General features: G+C 61.1%; 17 protein-coding genes and 1 pseudogene. 9 read left to right on the forward strand and 9 right to left on the reverse strand.

From position 1 onward, the window contains the following. The first annotated feature begins 53 nt into the window (after window positions 1-53). The 4 genes from JZM60_RS08145 to JZM60_RS08160 all read left to right on the forward strand — a co-directional run bounded on the left by JZM60_RS08145 (window position 54) and on the right by JZM60_RS08160 (window position 4,319). Window positions 54-1,700, forward strand: a complete 1,647-nt coding sequence (locus JZM60_RS08145) for a putative manganese-dependent inorganic diphosphatase (protein ID WP_207165255.1) — start codon at window positions 54-56, stop codon at window positions 1,698-1,700. Between the two features lie 3 nt (window positions 1,701-1,703). Continuing rightward, the gene (locus tag JZM60_RS08150) at window positions 1,704-3,521 is read left to right on the forward strand and encodes a bifunctional homocysteine S-methyltransferase/methylenetetrahydrofolate reductase (protein WP_207165258.1); all 1,818 of its coding nucleotides are present in this window, start codon (window positions 1,704-1,706) and stop codon (window positions 3,519-3,521) included. Window positions 3,522-3,556: 35 nt separating this feature from the next. After that, window positions 3,557-3,967, forward strand: a complete 411-nt coding sequence (locus tag JZM60_RS08155) for a hypothetical protein (RefSeq protein ID WP_207165260.1) — start codon at window positions 3,557-3,559, stop codon at window positions 3,965-3,967. A 106-nt stretch (window positions 3,968-4,073) separates the two neighbouring features. Further along, window positions 4,074-4,319 carry a YtxH domain-containing protein gene (locus JZM60_RS08160; protein ID WP_207165261.1) on the forward strand — a complete coding sequence of 82 codons (246 nt, stop codon included), beginning with the start codon at window positions 4,074-4,076 and terminating at the stop codon, window positions 4,317-4,319. A 77-nt stretch (window positions 4,320-4,396) separates the two neighbouring features. Here the strand turns inward: JZM60_RS08160 and JZM60_RS08165 are convergent, their stop codons facing one another. Beyond that, window positions 4,397-4,690, reverse strand: a complete 294-nt coding sequence (locus JZM60_RS08165; protein WP_207165263.1) for a Dabb family protein — start codon at window positions 4,688-4,690, stop codon at window positions 4,397-4,399. A 221-nt stretch (window positions 4,691-4,911) separates the two neighbouring features. On the opposite strand from JZM60_RS08165, the gene JZM60_RS08170 reads away from it, so the two are divergent. Beyond that, on the forward strand, window positions 4,912-5,088 hold the full coding sequence (locus JZM60_RS08170; RefSeq protein WP_207165264.1) for a putative signal transducing protein: 177 nt from the start codon (window positions 4,912-4,914) through the stop codon (window positions 5,086-5,088). A gap of 84 nt (window positions 5,089-5,172) precedes the next feature. On the opposite strand, the gene JZM60_RS08175 is transcribed toward JZM60_RS08170, so the two are convergent. Further along, window positions 5,173-5,832: a YiaD family glycine zipper/OmpA-like lipoprotein gene (locus tag JZM60_RS08175; RefSeq protein ID WP_207165266.1), complete on the reverse strand. Its 660-nt coding sequence runs from the start codon at window positions 5,830-5,832 to the stop codon at window positions 5,173-5,175. 176 nt (window positions 5,833-6,008) lie between these two features. On the opposite strand from JZM60_RS08175, the gene JZM60_RS08180 reads away from it, so the two are divergent. The 4 genes from JZM60_RS08180 to modC all read left to right on the forward strand — a co-directional run bounded on the left by JZM60_RS08180 (window position 6,009) and on the right by modC (window position 9,207). Next, window positions 6,009-6,434: a TOBE domain-containing protein gene (locus JZM60_RS08180; RefSeq protein WP_207165267.1), complete on the forward strand. Its 426-nt coding sequence runs from the start codon at window positions 6,009-6,011 to the stop codon at window positions 6,432-6,434. A 272-nt stretch (window positions 6,435-6,706) separates the two neighbouring features. Beyond that, entirely contained in the window at window positions 6,707-7,459 is a 753-nt protein-coding gene (gene modA / locus JZM60_RS08185; protein WP_207165268.1) for a molybdate ABC transporter substrate-binding protein, read from the forward strand. A 7-nt stretch (window positions 7,460-7,466) separates the two neighbouring features. Then, on the forward strand, window positions 7,467-8,150 hold the full coding sequence (modB, locus tag JZM60_RS08190; protein ID WP_207165269.1) for a molybdate ABC transporter permease subunit: 684 nt from the start codon (window positions 7,467-7,469) through the stop codon (window positions 8,148-8,150). A 1-nt stretch (window position 8,151) separates the two neighbouring features. Next, window positions 8,152-9,207, forward strand: a complete 1,056-nt coding sequence (modC, locus tag JZM60_RS08195; RefSeq protein WP_207165271.1) for a molybdenum ABC transporter ATP-binding protein — start codon at window positions 8,152-8,154, stop codon at window positions 9,205-9,207. 13 nt (window positions 9,208-9,220) lie between these two features. Here the strand turns inward: modC and JZM60_RS08200 are convergent, their stop codons facing one another. From JZM60_RS08200 to JZM60_RS08230, 7 genes and pseudogenes are all read right to left on the reverse strand, one after another. Continuing rightward, on the reverse strand, window positions 9,221-9,886 hold the full coding sequence (locus JZM60_RS08200) for a cation efflux transmembrane domain-containing protein (RefSeq protein WP_207165273.1): 666 nt from the start codon (window positions 9,884-9,886) through the stop codon (window positions 9,221-9,223). Between the two features lie 238 nt (window positions 9,887-10,124). Continuing rightward, a pseudogene (locus JZM60_RS16760) lies at window positions 10,125-10,391 on the reverse strand (BRO-N domain-containing protein); the annotation flags it as partial. A gap of 170 nt (window positions 10,392-10,561) precedes the next feature. Further along, on the reverse strand, window positions 10,562-10,897 hold the full coding sequence (locus JZM60_RS08210; RefSeq protein ID WP_207165275.1) for an endonuclease domain-containing protein: 336 nt from the start codon (window positions 10,895-10,897) through the stop codon (window positions 10,562-10,564). Window positions 10,898-11,199: 302 nt separating this feature from the next. Next, window positions 11,200-11,886, reverse strand: a complete 687-nt coding sequence (locus JZM60_RS08215; RefSeq protein ID WP_207165277.1) for a cytochrome c biogenesis CcdA family protein — start codon at window positions 11,884-11,886, stop codon at window positions 11,200-11,202. Further along, window positions 11,883-12,260 carry a thioredoxin family protein gene (locus JZM60_RS08220; protein ID WP_207165280.1) on the reverse strand — a complete coding sequence of 126 codons (378 nt, stop codon included), beginning with the start codon at window positions 12,258-12,260 and terminating at the stop codon, window positions 11,883-11,885. Before JZM60_RS08220 ends, JZM60_RS08215 begins: the two co-directional genes overlap by 4 nt. Then, complete coding sequence (locus JZM60_RS08225; RefSeq protein WP_207165282.1) at window positions 12,260-12,487, reverse strand: thioredoxin family protein; 228 nt, start codon at window positions 12,485-12,487, stop codon at window positions 12,260-12,262. Before JZM60_RS08225 ends, JZM60_RS08220 begins: the two co-directional genes overlap by 1 nt. Before the next feature lie 24 nt (window positions 12,488-12,511). After that, window positions 12,512-13,459, reverse strand: coding sequence for a permease (locus JZM60_RS08230; protein WP_207165284.1), 948 nt, complete (start codon window positions 13,457-13,459; stop codon window positions 12,512-12,514). Window positions 13,460-13,473: the final 14 nt, after the last annotated feature.

Below are 13,473 nucleotides of genomic sequence, written 5' to 3' on the forward strand. Positions count from 1 at the left end.
ACGCTCTTATAGCACACAATTTGCCTCGCCGGGCATAAAAAGCAGGAGAATCAATGGATAAGCAGATTTACGTGGTTGGGCACCGCAACCCCGATACCGATTCCGTCGCTTCGGCGCTGGGCTATGCGGCCCTGAAAAACCGCCAGGGGCAGAAGAGCGTCACGGCCGCCATGGCCGGGGAACCGAATCCCCAGACCCGCTACATCCTAGACCGCCTGGGGGTGGAGCCGCCGGTCTACCTCGCCGACGTCCACCCGAAGGTCTGCCACGTCCTCAACCGCCAGCCGGTGACGGCTTCGGCCGTCACCCCCCTGCGCGACGCCCTCGGCATGTTCCATACCCACGGCATCCGGGTGCTGCCGGTTGTCGATGATGCGGGTGCGCCGCTGGGGCTCGTGTCGCTCCTCAAACTTTCAGAGAAGTATCTGCTGGTCGATACGGGTCGCAAGCGGGGAGTCGATGCGTCGCTCAGCACCCTGGCGGCCTGCCTTGACGGCACATTTCTCACCGGCACCCCTTCCGATGGGGAGGAGCACCTGCACCTGTTCATCGGCGCCATGCTGGAGGAGTCGTTTTCGAGCCGCATTGAGGGTTATGACCCGTCCTCGCTCCTGATTATGACGGGAGACCGCCGCACGATCCAGCAGGCGGCCATCGAGCGGGGGGTGCGGCTCCTGGTGGTGACCGGCGGGTTCCCCTTGGCCGATGGATTGCGTGAACGGGCACAGGAGCGGGGCGTAACGGTCATCTCCACTCCCCACGACACTGCCACTGCTGCCGGCCTGGCCCGGCTCTCCACGCCGCTGTCCCATTTCGTGGATGGAAAATTCGAGAAAATCGGGGTGGCCGAGCCCCTGGACCATCTGCGCCTCAAGCTCCTCCACTCCGGCGAGCCCGCCGTGATCGCCGTGGAGGAAGACGGCACCATTGCCGGAGTTGCCACCAAATCGTCGCTGCTGTCACCGATTCCCTACGCCCTCATCCTCGTGGACCACAACGAGTTGGGGCAGTCGGTTCCCGGTGCCGAAACGGTGGAAATCCTGGAGGTTATCGACCACCACAAGCTGGGAAATCCCCCCACCAATCAGCCGATCACCTTCATGGCCGCCCCGGTGGGGAGCACCTGCACCGTGGTCGCCTCCCTCTACCGGGAGGGGGGGATAGAGCCGGAACAGAAGATCGCGGCGCTCCTGCTGGCCGGGATTCTCTCGGACACGGTGATCCTCAAATCTCCCACCACCACCCGCCGCGACCGGGAGATGGTGCATTGGCTCGAAGAGCGCGCCGGCCTCGATCACGTGGCCTTCGGCAAGGACATCTTCTCCGCTTGCGGCGGCTTCTCCGCCCATGCCACTCTGGAGAAGGCGGTCCGCTCCGACTTCAAGCACTTCACCGCCGGGGATATCCTCTTCGGCGTGGGGCAGGTGGAGGTGGTGGGGTTCGACGAGTTCCACGAGTTGAAGGAGACCCTTCGCGAAACCCTGAAGAGTGTGAAAGAGGTTGACCGGCTTGCCATGGCCGGCCTCATGGTCACTGACATTTACAGCGAAACGACCCTCTTCCTGGTGGAAGGGAAGAATGAGCTTGCCCATATTATGGGCTACCCCCAGGTGGAGCCCCATCTTTACGAGCTCAAGGGGGTCATGTCCCGCAAGAAGCAGATGGTGCCGCACCTTTTGAAGGTGCTGGGGAAGATCTAGTCTATGAATTTTCTCGAATCCCTGAAGAACGAAATCCTCATCGGCGACGGTGCCATCGGCACCATGCTCTACGCCAAGGGGGTATCCCTCGACGCCAACGTGGAGCACCTGAATCTGGTGCGGCCGGAGCTGGTCCTGGAGCTCCACCGGGAGTACCTGGCCGCCGGAGCCCGGGTCATCGAGACCAACACCTTCGGCGCCAACTGGACGAAGCTTGCGGCCATCGGCCTGGAAAAGCGGGAGCGGGAGATCAACCTGCGGGGGGCACGGCTTGCCCGGGAGGCTGCTGAAGGCGCCAACGCCTTTGTGTCCGGCTCCGTGGGCCCCCTGGTCCGGGTGAAGGGGGATGAGCGGGAGCTCTCCCCGGCCGAGACGGCCGAGATCTACCGGCGGCAGGTGCTGGCCCTGGCCGACGGAGGGGTTGATCTCCTCATCCTCGAAACCTTTACCGACCTGGGGCAGATTCTCTGCGCCCTGGCGGCGGCCCGGGAGACGGGGCTTCCGGTGGTGGCGAACATGGCGTTCCTGGAGAACGGCCGCCTGGCCGGCGGGGCCGACGTGGAGCGGGCAGCGCTGGCGCTGACCAATGCCGGGGCAAGCGTCGTGGGGGCCAACTGCGGCGCGGGCCCCCTGGAGGTGCTCGGCACCATCCGCCGCATGGCCGGCGCCACGGCGCTTCCCATCGCGGCATACCCCAACAGCGGGTTCCCCGAGTATGTGAACGGACGCCACGTCTACCGCACCACCCCTGACTACTTTGCCGAACGGGCCGCCGAGATGGTGGCCAATGGCGCGGTGCTGGTGGGGGGGTGTTGCGGCACGACGCCGGACCATATTCGCAGCCTGGCGGAGCGGCTTGCGGGGATGGTTCCCGTGGCCCGCAGCGTGGTGGCGGCTGCGACGCCCGTGGAGGAGCGGCGCGAGGCGGTTGCCGGGGCGGAAGGCTTTCTGGCGAAGTGGGGGAAGGAACCGGTGGTCACCGTGGAGCTGGATCCCCCCAAGGGTTTCGACTGCGCGAAGATTATCGAGGGGAGCCAGACCTTGAAGACCGCCGGTGCCGATGCCATCAACATCGCCGAAAATCCCCTTGCCCGCATCCGCATGGGGAACATTGCCCTGGGGCATCTCATCCAGCAAGAGGCGGGGATCGAGACCATCGTCCACATCACCTGCCGGGACCGTAACCTTCTTGGGCTCCAGTCGGACCTCATGGGGGCGAGCCTCCTGGGCATACGGAATATCCTCGCCATCACCGGGGATCCCGCCCGGATTGGCGAACAGGCCGGGGCCACGTCGGTCTACGATCTGAACTCTTTTACCCTCATCAAGCTCCTGGCCGACCTGAACGCCGGGGTGAACGCCCTGGGGAATCCCCTCGGCCGGGGGGCCGGCTTCACCATCGGCTGCGCTTTCAATCCCAACAGCCAGCGGATGGAGGTGCAGGCGGAGCGCCTGAACAAGAAGGTGGCCAACGGGGCGCGTTTCGTCCAGACCCAGCCCCTCTACGACCTGGCGCGCCTGGACGAGATGCTGGAGCGGACGGCTCATCTGGGGGTGCCGGTTCTGCCGGGAATTCTGCCGCTGGTGAGTGAGCGCAACTGCGAGTTCCTGCACAACGAGGTGCCGGGAATAGTCATTCCTGACGGGATTCGGGCGAGGATGCGGGGGAAGGAAAAGGAAGCGGGGGTCCGGGAGGGGCTCGCCATCGCCCGGGAGTTCATCGATTCGGTCCGCGACCGGGTAGGCGGTTTCTATCTCATTCCCCCCTTCGGCCGGTTCGAAATCGCCGTTGAGCTCGTGCGGCACATCAAAGGGCGTTGAGCTTCATCCGCATCACCGCCCCGGGAGGTAACCCCATGCACATCCAACGGGCTGCATCGTTTCTTCTCCTGGCCGTTCTCCTTGCCGGCTGCCGCAATCCTTACCTGGTGGCCCAGCGCTTTGAGGACAGTTCCCGGAAGTATGGTCAGATGGTGCGGTGGCATGAGTACGAAAAGGCCTGCGATACCTTTGCCGCCCCTTCGATCAGAGAGGACTGCCTCATGCGGGCCAGGGCAGCGGAGGGGGTTTCCATGGCCGACTACCGGGTAAAGGGGACGGAAGTCGATAGGGAAAAGGGGACGGCGACGGTTCGGGCGGAAATCGACTATTACATCCTCCCCTCTGCCCGGCTCAAGACCATTGAGGACCTCCAGCAGTGGCGCTACGAACCGGTTGAGGGGAGTGAGGTGTGGCGCATCGTGACGCCGTTACCGGCGTTCAGGTGATACCCGCGGGATGGCGGAATTAAACCTGCTGTTCCAATGTCAGCAATAATGTGATAAACAGGAATTACCATCAGGCGTAACGCCAGAGACTAAAGGAGCGCACCGTATGTCAGACAGCAAAAACACCGAAACTGCTGCTATCATGGCTTTCTTCGCCGGCGCGGCCCTTGCGGCCGGTGCCGCCCTCCTGCTCACCCCCAAGCCGGGCCGCGAAGTCCGGGAGAAGCTCGGCGAAGTGACCGAGGATGCGGTCGGAAAAATCCGCACGGCAGTTCGCGAGGCGAAGTACAAGGTTGCCCCCAAGGGGAAGGACGAGAGCGGCGATATAGAAGGCGGCGGTTGCTGGATCTAGAAGCCTTTGAATGACAACGCCCCGTTCCCTCACAGAGGAACGGGGCGTTGAAGTTTTGCGGGCAATGCCGGGCTTTTTCAGATGGATTCGTAATCGACCGCAGCACTGGCTGCCGCCACGCCTTTCATGTGGGGGATCACCTCGCCGGCATGGTAAGGATGCACCTGGTATGCCTGGAGATCTTCCAGGGAGTCGAACTTCGTCACGAGGGCCAGGTCGTAGGAGCGCTCGGACCTGACGACGTCGATCCCCACCTCAAGGTGGCGCAGTTGCGGAATCTTTCCTCTCATGCTCTCCAGCTTTTCCTTTGTCGCATTCAAGTTCGCCGGTGTCGGGTCGTTAAATCTGAAAAATACAATGTGGGTTATCATCGGTTTATCCCTCCCTTGAGTAGTTGTCCCTGAAACATTTCTGTTTCGTAAATTCCTGATATTGAATGTTTAAATGCCGTTGCCGCCGGATGCTGACCGGCCGGAACCGGCTCCAGTGCCGTAACCATAGCACAAGCGCCGGGTCTTTGTCACCGGCAGGTACGTAGCTCCCTTTTTCCTGGTAGAATTGTTTCCGAACTACATGGTCAAGGAGGGCCGTCATGGTGAAATTCTACGATCCCAAGGATGTGAACGACCAAGCCCGTGTGGAGGCGATTCTGAGGGAGGGGGGGATTGAGTACTTCCTGCTTCCGGAGCCCCAGGGGGGGATCGGTCCCCAGCAGATTCATGTCGCCGAGGAAGATATCCCTGCCGCGGAGGAGTTGTTGCGGCGGTAACGACCTGCCGTGCCAGGACCTGTTGAAAATGAAAAACCGGCCCGCTGTCGGGCGGGCCGGTGCTGGCTGCGTTGAAGCGGCAGGTTATTGCTGCTGTTGCGGTACGATGGTGATCTCCACCCGGCGGTTTATGGTCCGTCCGGCTTCGGTGCTGTTGTCGGCAATGGGTTTGCTCTCTCCGAAACCGATGGCGGTCATGCGGGTCGGGGCGACTCCGCGTGCGGCGAGAGCACTCTTGACGGCATTGGCGCGGCGCTCGGACAGGTCCTGATTCAAGGCATCGCTTCCGGTGCTGTCGGTATGGCCGGCGATGGTGATGTTGGTCGCGGGGTACTGGGTGAGTACCTGTGCTACCCTCGTGATTTCATCGTTGGCGCCTGGCTGAAGTACGGCCGAATTGACCGGGAAGAGGATGTCCGATTTGAAGGTGACGGCGAGGGTGTTCTGGTTGCGCTGGACACTGGCTCCGTCCACGGCCGCAACCGCCTGCCGCATGGCATTTTCCTGCTTGTCCATGTAGTTGCCGATGGCTCCGCCGGTGAGTCCGCCGGCCAATGCCCCTGCTGCCGCTCCGATGAGGGTCGATTCGGTATCGCGGCCAATGGCCTGGCCAAGGCCTGCGCCGATTGCTGCACCTACGCCCGTGCCAACGGCGGCTCCTGTCTGGGTTCGCGTCATCGGCTGAGAGCAGCCGGTGACGGTTGCCATGGCGATGGTGAGTGCGCAGAGTGCTGTTCGTTTCATTGGTTCCTCCCTGGTAAATTGAATGGAGATGCCTGTTAACGGGGGAAGTATATCAATAGTCGCGGGTGGAGGCAACCATGTGTGGCAACCTTTACTTGTCTGATTTCAGCGCTATCCTTTGACTCAGAAGGGGTGGTTCGGTTAGGTATCTTCAAGCGAAATGGAGGAAAAAGGTCATGAAAATCAGTGCGCGAAACGTATTCTCCGGAACAGTCAGCGGCATTTCCAAGGGGGCGGTGAATGCTGAAGTCTCCCTCGACCTGAAGGCGGGAACACCGGTTACCGCTGTCGTGACTAATGCCAGTGTCGACAGGTTGGCACTGGCAGTCGGCATGGAGGCCTATGCCATCATCAAGGCGAGTTCGGTCATCATCGGCACGGATCTCCATGACGCCAGGATAAGTGCCCGCAACATCATGTGCGGCGTTGTAGCGAACGTGATCGAAGGCCCGGTCAGTACCGAGGTGGACGTGGAGATCGGTGGCGGCAATACCATAAGTGCCGTCATTACCAACGAGAGTGCGCAGAAGCTGGGTATCGTGAAGGGGGGGCATGCCTGTGCTCTCTTTAAGGCTTCGAGCGTGATCATCGGCGTCAAGTGATTCGGGACCGCATCCCGAGGGGATGGCATGTTCGACGGGCCGGTGCCCAAAGGATGTGCAATCCCCTCTTTTTATGCCTATCGATTATGTCGGTGGGGTAACCGCAATTCTGCGCGATATGCTGCCCAGAGGCGTGAAGGCGCTCCCCCTGCGGGGGGAAGGGGCCGGTACGATTTTCGGCATCACCTTTGCGATAGAATGGCTGAGGCGGCCCGGAAAGGGTTCTCCAGGGCTCGTGCCAAGGTCGATTCTATCCATAAGGAGGAAGTATCGTGCGGAGGATCATAGGTTTCCTGTCAATAGCCTTTACCTGTATTTTCTCAAACGTTCAGCCGGCCTTTCCCTCTGAGTTGACCCTGTCGGCGGCGGCCAGCCTCAGGGAGGCGGTCGACGAGTTGACGGCCCGGTTTTCAGGGAGAATGCCCGGCGTCACTTTCCGGAAAAACTTCGGAGCCTCCGGCACCCTGGCCAAGCAGATCGAACAGGGGGCGCCCGTTGACATCTTTATTTCAGCAAATCCGGAATGGGTAGAGTATCTCAGGGGCCGAAAGTTGCTGGAGCCCTCCAGCATCGACACCTTCGCCCATAACGAGCTGGTCTTTGCCGGGATCACGGCAGTGCCGGTTTCCGGCATGCGTGACCTGCCGAAGCTCCGGAAGATAGCCATCGGCAGTCCCAAGAGCGTGCCGGCCGGCGAATATGCGATGGCATCATTCAGGGCGGCCGGACTGGAAAAGGCGCTGGAGGGTAAGCTCGTCATGGCCAGGGATGTTCGCGATGCGATGAAGTACGCCGAACTGGGCGAGGTGGACGGCGCTTTAGTGTATCGTACCGATGCCCTTTTGCTGGGGAAACGGTCGAAAATACTCTTCACCGTCCCGGCGGGGCTCCACGACCGGGTTACGTACCCCATGGCCCTTACCGTGACCGGGGCGGGGAATCGGGATGCGGTTAAGTTCCTGCGTTTCCTCCATTCGGCTGAGGCGAGGATGGTACTGGAAAAATTCGGCTTTGCAATGAAATGATGCTCCCATGCCAACCTTTACCCCCGCAGACATAGATGCCATCAGGCTCTCCGCAAAAGTTGCCCTGGCTGCGACAATCGTTTCGCTCCCATTCGGCGTCGCCGTCGCTTATGTGATGAGTTTTCATGCCTTCCGCGGCAAAACCTTTGTGGAAGTGTTTCTCAATCTGCCGCTTACCCTCCCTCCGGTGGTGATCGGATACCTGCTTCTCCTGCTCCTGGGCCGGGAAGGATGGCTCGGGGGGATTCTCGATGCGGCAGGGGTGAGGATAATCTTCACCTGGTATGCGGCGGTCATCGCCTCGTCGGTGGTGGGCTTTCCGCTCCTGGTCCGCTCCATCAGGATCGCCATGGAGTCCGTGGACGCGCGCCTCATACAGGCGTCGCGCACCCTTGGTGCCCGCTGGTGCGACACCCTGGCCACCGTTATCCTCCCCCTCTCACTGAGGGGGATTGCCGCCGGTTCGTCACTCATGTTCGGCCGCAGCCTCGGCGAGTTCGGCGCCACCATTATCATTGCCGGCAACATTCCCGGCGTGACCCAGACGATACCTCTCGCAGTATACGACTATGTAAGCGCCCCCGGTGGAGAAAGCGCTGCTCTGGCCCTCTGCCTGGTTTCCGCCGGGGTCTCGCTGCTGGTCCTCTTCTTCCACGAATATCTGGCACGCCGCGCGTCGAGGAGCGATTGAGATGAAGTTGCGGGTGAAAGCGACCAAATCCTTCGGCGCGTTCCGCCTGGAGGCCGGCTTTGACGTTGAGGGGAGTCGCATCGGCATTTTCGGCGAGTCGGGGAGCGGCAAGTCGACCCTGGTGAACATGCTGGCAGGGCTCGATCGGCCCAATTCCGGCGAGCTTTTGCTGGACGGCGAGCCCCTCTTCGACTCCTCCCGGCGGATCAACGTGCCTCCCGAGCGGCGGCGGGTTGCGCTGGTATTCCAGAACCCCCACCTCTTCCCTCACCTTTCGGTCAGGGGGAACCTCCTTTACGGCTGGAAGCGGTGCGCCGTGGCGAACCGGCAGGTGGGGCTCGATGACATCATCGACGTGCTGAAGATCGGCCATCTGCTGGAGCGAGGGGTGACCAACCTCTCCGGCGGGGAGAAACAACGGGTTGCCCTTGGCCGGGCGCTCCTCTCCAATCCCCGGCTTCTTCTCATGGACGAGCCCCTCTCCGCCCTGGACGATGCCCTCCGATTCCAGATTATCCCCTACCTGCGGGGGGCCTGCGAGGCATTCGCCATTCCGTATCTCTTCATCTCCCATTCCCTGGTGGAGATGCGGCTCATGGCCGACCGCGTCATCGTCTTCAGCCGCGGCCGCCAGGTGGCGGACAGTACGCCCGATGAACTGGCACGCAGCCGCATGGGGGCGAGCCCCGTGGGGTACATAAACATCCTGCGCCTTGCCGATCCCAGGGAGCACCAGAACCTCACCTCCTACAACTGGGAGGGAAACCGGCTGCTTCTCACCGCGTCGCCGGGGGAGGGAGAGCTCCTCTTCGAACTCTCATCGAAGGATATGATTCTCTTCAAGAAGCACCCCGAGGCGATCAGTGCCCGGAACCTCTTTCGCTGTACGGTCGCCGGCACCTTCGAAGCGGGGCGGAAGGCAGGGGTGGAGTTGGATTGCGGCAACGGCCGCCTGGTGGCCGAGGTGGCCGCTGAAGCGGCCCGCGAACTGGATTTGACGGTGGGGAGCGAGGTGTTTGCCGCCGTGAAAGCATCGGCCTTCCGGCGGCTGGGGTAGGGGGGCGAGGCTGTTAGTGCTCCGCGGTGCCGCAGGAGCAGGAACAGGAGCACGCCATGCCGTCGGCCTTCCCGAAGGCTTCGCGTCCCTCCTTGAAGGAGAGCCAGGCAATGGCCAGGGAGCCCAGTGAATCCAGGAAGCCGATGCCGGTCAGCTCATAACCGGCGCTGGCGGCCAGCAGTGCCACCGAAAGCAGCAGACAAGCCCGGCTGCAAGCCGCGTCGGCGAGGATTGCCGGCGAGTTGAGGGCCTTTCCCACCGTGGTTTTCTGCCGGATGAGGAGCCACATGAAAGAGATGGAAACCAGCGACACTACAATCCCCCAGACGGTGGTATCCGGATGGTGCCCGCCGTAGATGCTGAGCCCCGCCGTCGCCACGAGCCCCGCCGCCAGAAGGTAAAAGGCCCCCCCGGTAATCCGCAGCGCCCGGCGCTCGAAATCGTCTCGTTTTTCCTCCTCCCCCCGCTGGAGCCGGCGCACCATGTGCCAGATACCCACCCCCGAGATCACCTCCACGAAGGAATCGAGCCCGAAGCCGAAGAGGGAGAGGGTTTCGTCCGCCGCGCCGAACCAGACCGAAACGCCCCCTTCGGCGATGTTGTAGATGATGGTGATGAGGGCCAGCAGCGCCGCCTTGCGGTAGAGTTCCCGGAGTCGAAGAAATTTGTCGCACAGCATGTTTGATAGGTCTCCTTGATCTTGGAAGTTTGCATGTCTGATTGGTGCTGACGGCGATGCCCCGCAGCCGCTTGTCGATCCACTCTTTGGGGTACCCCTTCTGCTCATAGAGCTGCTTCATCCGCTCCTGGGCCAGCTCGGGGTTTTCGATCTCCTGGATACGTTCGTGTCCGACCCTGGCGAGCCAGCGCTTGAAGGGCTCGGCCTTGGGGGAAGGGATGGACTGGATGATGCGGAAAATTGTCTCGGTATTGGCGCAGTCTGTAAGCCGCTGTTTTCCGTCGGGAGCAAGCATTTTCAACTGTCCGATTTTTTCGGACACTTCAGCGTAGCCTTCCTGAAGCAGTTTCTTTTTCAGGTCGCTCCAGTACTTACGAGGGCGATCACTGCCAGTAAGAACCTCGATAACATCAATGATAGAGAACCACCACTCGCCATTGTGGATGGTTTTCCTGATCTCCCGGCCTTCAAAGACGGCAAGTTTCGTGATTTCTTCAGTGGTCATCTCATGACTCCGATCTGTTCACAATGTTTGCACCCTCCCCCCTGCCCCTCCCATAAAGGGAGGGGAGCTTAACCCTGACTCTTCCCTCGGCAGGAGAGCCTTTCACTCCCTCTCCCCTCAGTGGGAGAGGGTTGGGGAGAGGGGGGAGACAAGAAGTTAAACGGAGATGGTCAGCTGCAATGCGTTCTTATTATTTCGAGCACTCCATTGATATTGGTCATGATTTCATGGTTCCAGAAGCGAAGTACCGTGAATCCTTGAGAATTGAGCCAGTCGGTCCGTTCGGCGTCTTTTTCCTTTTCCTGCGCATGCTGACCACCATCTGCCTCTACGATAACACCTTTTTCATAGCAGACAAAATCGGCAATGAAGCGGCCAATTTGTTCCTGCCGCCGGAATTTTAGCCCGTTGAGCCGCTTTGCTTTTAGATAGCTCCATAAGAGACGTTCCGCATCTGTGGAGTTGCGGCGGAGTTCCTTGGCTGCTGCCGTCAGGTTTATGGACACATTCTCCCCCCTCTCCCTAACCCTCTCCCACGGGGGGAGAGGGGACTTTATTCCCCCTGCCCCTCCCATAAAGGGAGGGGAGCTTAACCCTGACTCTTCCCTCGGCAGGAGAGCCTTTCACTCCCTCTCCCCTCAGTGGGAGAGGGTTGGGGAGAGGGGGTATATTACTTCCTGCCCTATCACGCACGTACTTCCACCACCCTGGCAGTCATTGTCTCGGTTCCGCAGGACGTAATGGTCTGGTCATCAGTCACTTGCGCGGCAGGTCTCCGATTTCCAGTGCAGTTTTTCTTGGCTGTTGTTCAGAATGCCCGCCAGATGAACCATGCTCCGACTGCTGCGATGATGAGGCCGCTCACCCGCTTTCCCCATAGGGAGGCGTTGGCCAACCCCCGCGAGGCGGCAAAGGCTTCCACGAAGCCGGTGAAGGTGCCGGCTGCCAGCATGAGGAGGCAGTGGCCGAGGGCGTAGGTGAAGAGCAGGAGGGTGCCGTAGAGGATGTTTCCCTTCAGCGCGGCGAAAGAGAGGATCACGACAAGCACCGGCGTGGCGCAGGGGGATGACGCGACCCCGAAGAAGAGCCCCAGGAGAAGGGCGCCCACTATGCCGCCCCGTTTCGGTTTGAATTGGGGCAGATCAGGCAGCCGCAGCTCGTAAAACCCCAGCATCTGGAGTCCCATTGCTACCGCTACGCACCCTACGGCCAGGTACCACCACCCCCCCACGGTGCCGAACATGGTCCCCAGGAGCGCCGCCGCAGCGCCGAACATGGTGAAGGTGATCGACAGCCCGATGATGAAGGCAAGAGAGTAGATAAAGGCCTTCTTCCGGCTCCCTTCCGCATAGCCCCCCACGAACCCCACCACCAGTGGGATGGTGGCAAGGACGCAGGGGGAGGCCGATGAGAGGACTCCCCCGAGAAAGACCGCGCCGAAGGCCAGAAGCGGTTGGGTCGCGACAATCAGTTCGATATTGTCGAGAAAGCTCATCGCGTCCCCAGGGCCTTCAGTTCCCTGACGATATCGGCTTTTTCCATGAAGCCCATATGCCGCTTCACTTCCTTGCCCCTGGTGTCGAAGAATATCTGGGTCGGGATCATCTGCACCCGGAACCGCCTCGGCGCGGCCTGGTTTGCATTGACGTCCACGAACAGGACGCTTGCCTTGCCCCGGTATTCCCCTGCCAGGGATTCCAGGATCGGCGCCATTTTCTTGCAGGGGATGCAGTACCTGGCCCCTAGGTCGATGACCGCCGGTTTGCCTGAGGCGAGGGCCTTGTTTATGTCGGCGTCACTGGCCGAGGGAAGCTCCGCCCGGGCGGCGGTGGCGGCAAAAAGAAAAAGGAGAGCGGCAATAATGCGCATCACAGCATCCCCCGAATTTCATCCGCTGCCGGCACTTTGCCGGAGAATTTGACGACGCCGTCCACCACCAGGGCCGGGGTGCTCATCACCCCGTATTTCATGATTTTGGCAATTTCCTCCACCTTGACCACCTCCGCCTCTTTGCCGCTCATCTCCACGGCCTTTTTCACATTTTCATAGAGGGTTTTGCATTTGGCGCAACCGGTGCCGAGAACTTCGATCTTCATGGGTCTCTCTCCTTTCGCTGATTACTACAGGATCCAGTTGAACAGATATCCCACCAGGGTGATGGCCATGGCGACCGTGCCGAAAAAGACCGCCAGGAGCCGGTTTTTGAGGACGTTTTTCAGGATGATCGCCTCGGGGAGCGACAGGGCCGTTACCGCCATCATGAAGGCGAGCACCGTCCCCATGGCCATCCCCTTGCCGGTCAGGGCCTGGACGATGGGTATCACCCCGGCGGCATTGCTGTAGAGGGGTACCCCCAGGGCCACGGCCACTGGCACCGCGAAGGGGTTGTCGCGGCCGGCCCAGCGGGCCAGGAAATCCTGGGGCACGTAGCCGTGGATGAAGCCGCCGATGGCGATGCCGACCACCACGTAGGGCCAGATCTTTTTCAGGAGCCCGATGGTGTACTCCCGTGCGTAGGCGAACCGCTCCGGCCAGCCCAGTTCGGCAATGTCGGTGCTCCCCACCTGCATCTCCCAGACGTAATCCTGGACGAACTTCTCCATCTTCAACCGTCCGATGATGATACCCGCCACAATGGCCACCAGGAGCCCCGTGCCGATGTAGATGAGGGCGATCTTCCAGCCGAACATCCCCCAGAGCATGATGAGGGCCACCTCGTTCACCATGGGTGAGGAGATGAGGAACGAGAAGGTGACTCCCAGGGGAACCCCCGACTCCACGAAGCCGATGAAGAGCGGTACCGCCGAGCACGAACAGAAGGGGGTGACGATCCCCAGAAGCGCCGCCATGACGTTCCCCACGTATACCCGCTTGTGGGAAAGGATCCGCTTGGTCTTTTCCGGAGGGAACCAGGAGCGGATGATTGCCACGGCGAAGATTATGACAGAGAGGAGAAAAAAGATCTTGAGGGTGTCGTAGATGAAGAAATTGAGGGCTTCACCCAAATGGTTGCCGGCGGCAAGACCGAAAAGATCGAATACAAGGTAGTCGGCGAACGGCTTGAACACGTGCGATGCTCCAA

Source organism: Geobacter benzoatilyticus, assembly GCF_017338855.1.
GTDB lineage: Bacteria > Desulfobacterota > Desulfuromonadia > Geobacterales > Geobacteraceae > Geobacter > Geobacter benzoatilyticus.

Excerpts from the sequence above, each read along its gene's own strand:
- JZM60_RS08165 (WP_207165263.1), bottom strand. The coding sequence starts at position 4,690 with ATGATAACCCACATTGTATTTTTCAGATTTAACGACCCGACACCGGCG.
- JZM60_RS08215 (WP_207165277.1), bottom strand. The coding sequence starts at position 11,886 with ATGAGCTTTCTCGACAATATCGAACTGATTGTCGCGACCCAACCGCTT.
- JZM60_RS08180 (WP_207165267.1), top strand. The coding sequence starts at position 6,009 with ATGAAAATCAGTGCGCGAAACGTATTCTCCGGAACAGTCAGCGGCATT.
- JZM60_RS08225 (WP_207165282.1), bottom strand. The coding sequence starts at position 12,487 with ATGAAGATCGAAGTTCTCGGCACCGGTTGCGCCAAATGCAAAACCCTC.
- modB (WP_207165269.1), top strand. The coding sequence starts at position 7,467 with ATGCCAACCTTTACCCCCGCAGACATAGATGCCATCAGGCTCTCCGCA.
- JZM60_RS08200 (WP_207165273.1), bottom strand. The coding sequence starts at position 9,886 with ATGCTGTGCGACAAATTTCTTCGACTCCGGGAACTCTACCGCAAGGCG.
- JZM60_RS08150 (WP_207165258.1), top strand. The coding sequence starts at position 1,704 with ATGAATTTTCTCGAATCCCTGAAGAACGAAATCCTCATCGGCGACGGT.
- JZM60_RS08170 (WP_207165264.1), top strand. The coding sequence starts at position 4,912 with ATGGTGAAATTCTACGATCCCAAGGATGTGAACGACCAAGCCCGTGTG.
- JZM60_RS08175 (WP_207165266.1), bottom strand. The coding sequence starts at position 5,832 with ATGAAACGAACAGCACTCTGCGCACTCACCATCGCCATGGCAACCGTC.
- JZM60_RS08145 (WP_207165255.1), top strand. The coding sequence starts at position 54 with ATGGATAAGCAGATTTACGTGGTTGGGCACCGCAACCCCGATACCGAT.
- modC (WP_207165271.1), top strand. The coding sequence starts at position 8,152 with ATGAAGTTGCGGGTGAAAGCGACCAAATCCTTCGGCGCGTTCCGCCTG.
- JZM60_RS08155 (WP_207165260.1), top strand. The coding sequence starts at position 3,557 with ATGCACATCCAACGGGCTGCATCGTTTCTTCTCCTGGCCGTTCTCCTT.
- JZM60_RS08220 (WP_207165280.1), bottom strand. The coding sequence starts at position 12,260 with ATGCGCATTATTGCCGCTCTCCTTTTTCTTTTTGCCGCCACCGCCGCC.
- JZM60_RS08160 (WP_207165261.1), top strand. The coding sequence starts at position 4,074 with ATGTCAGACAGCAAAAACACCGAAACTGCTGCTATCATGGCTTTCTTC.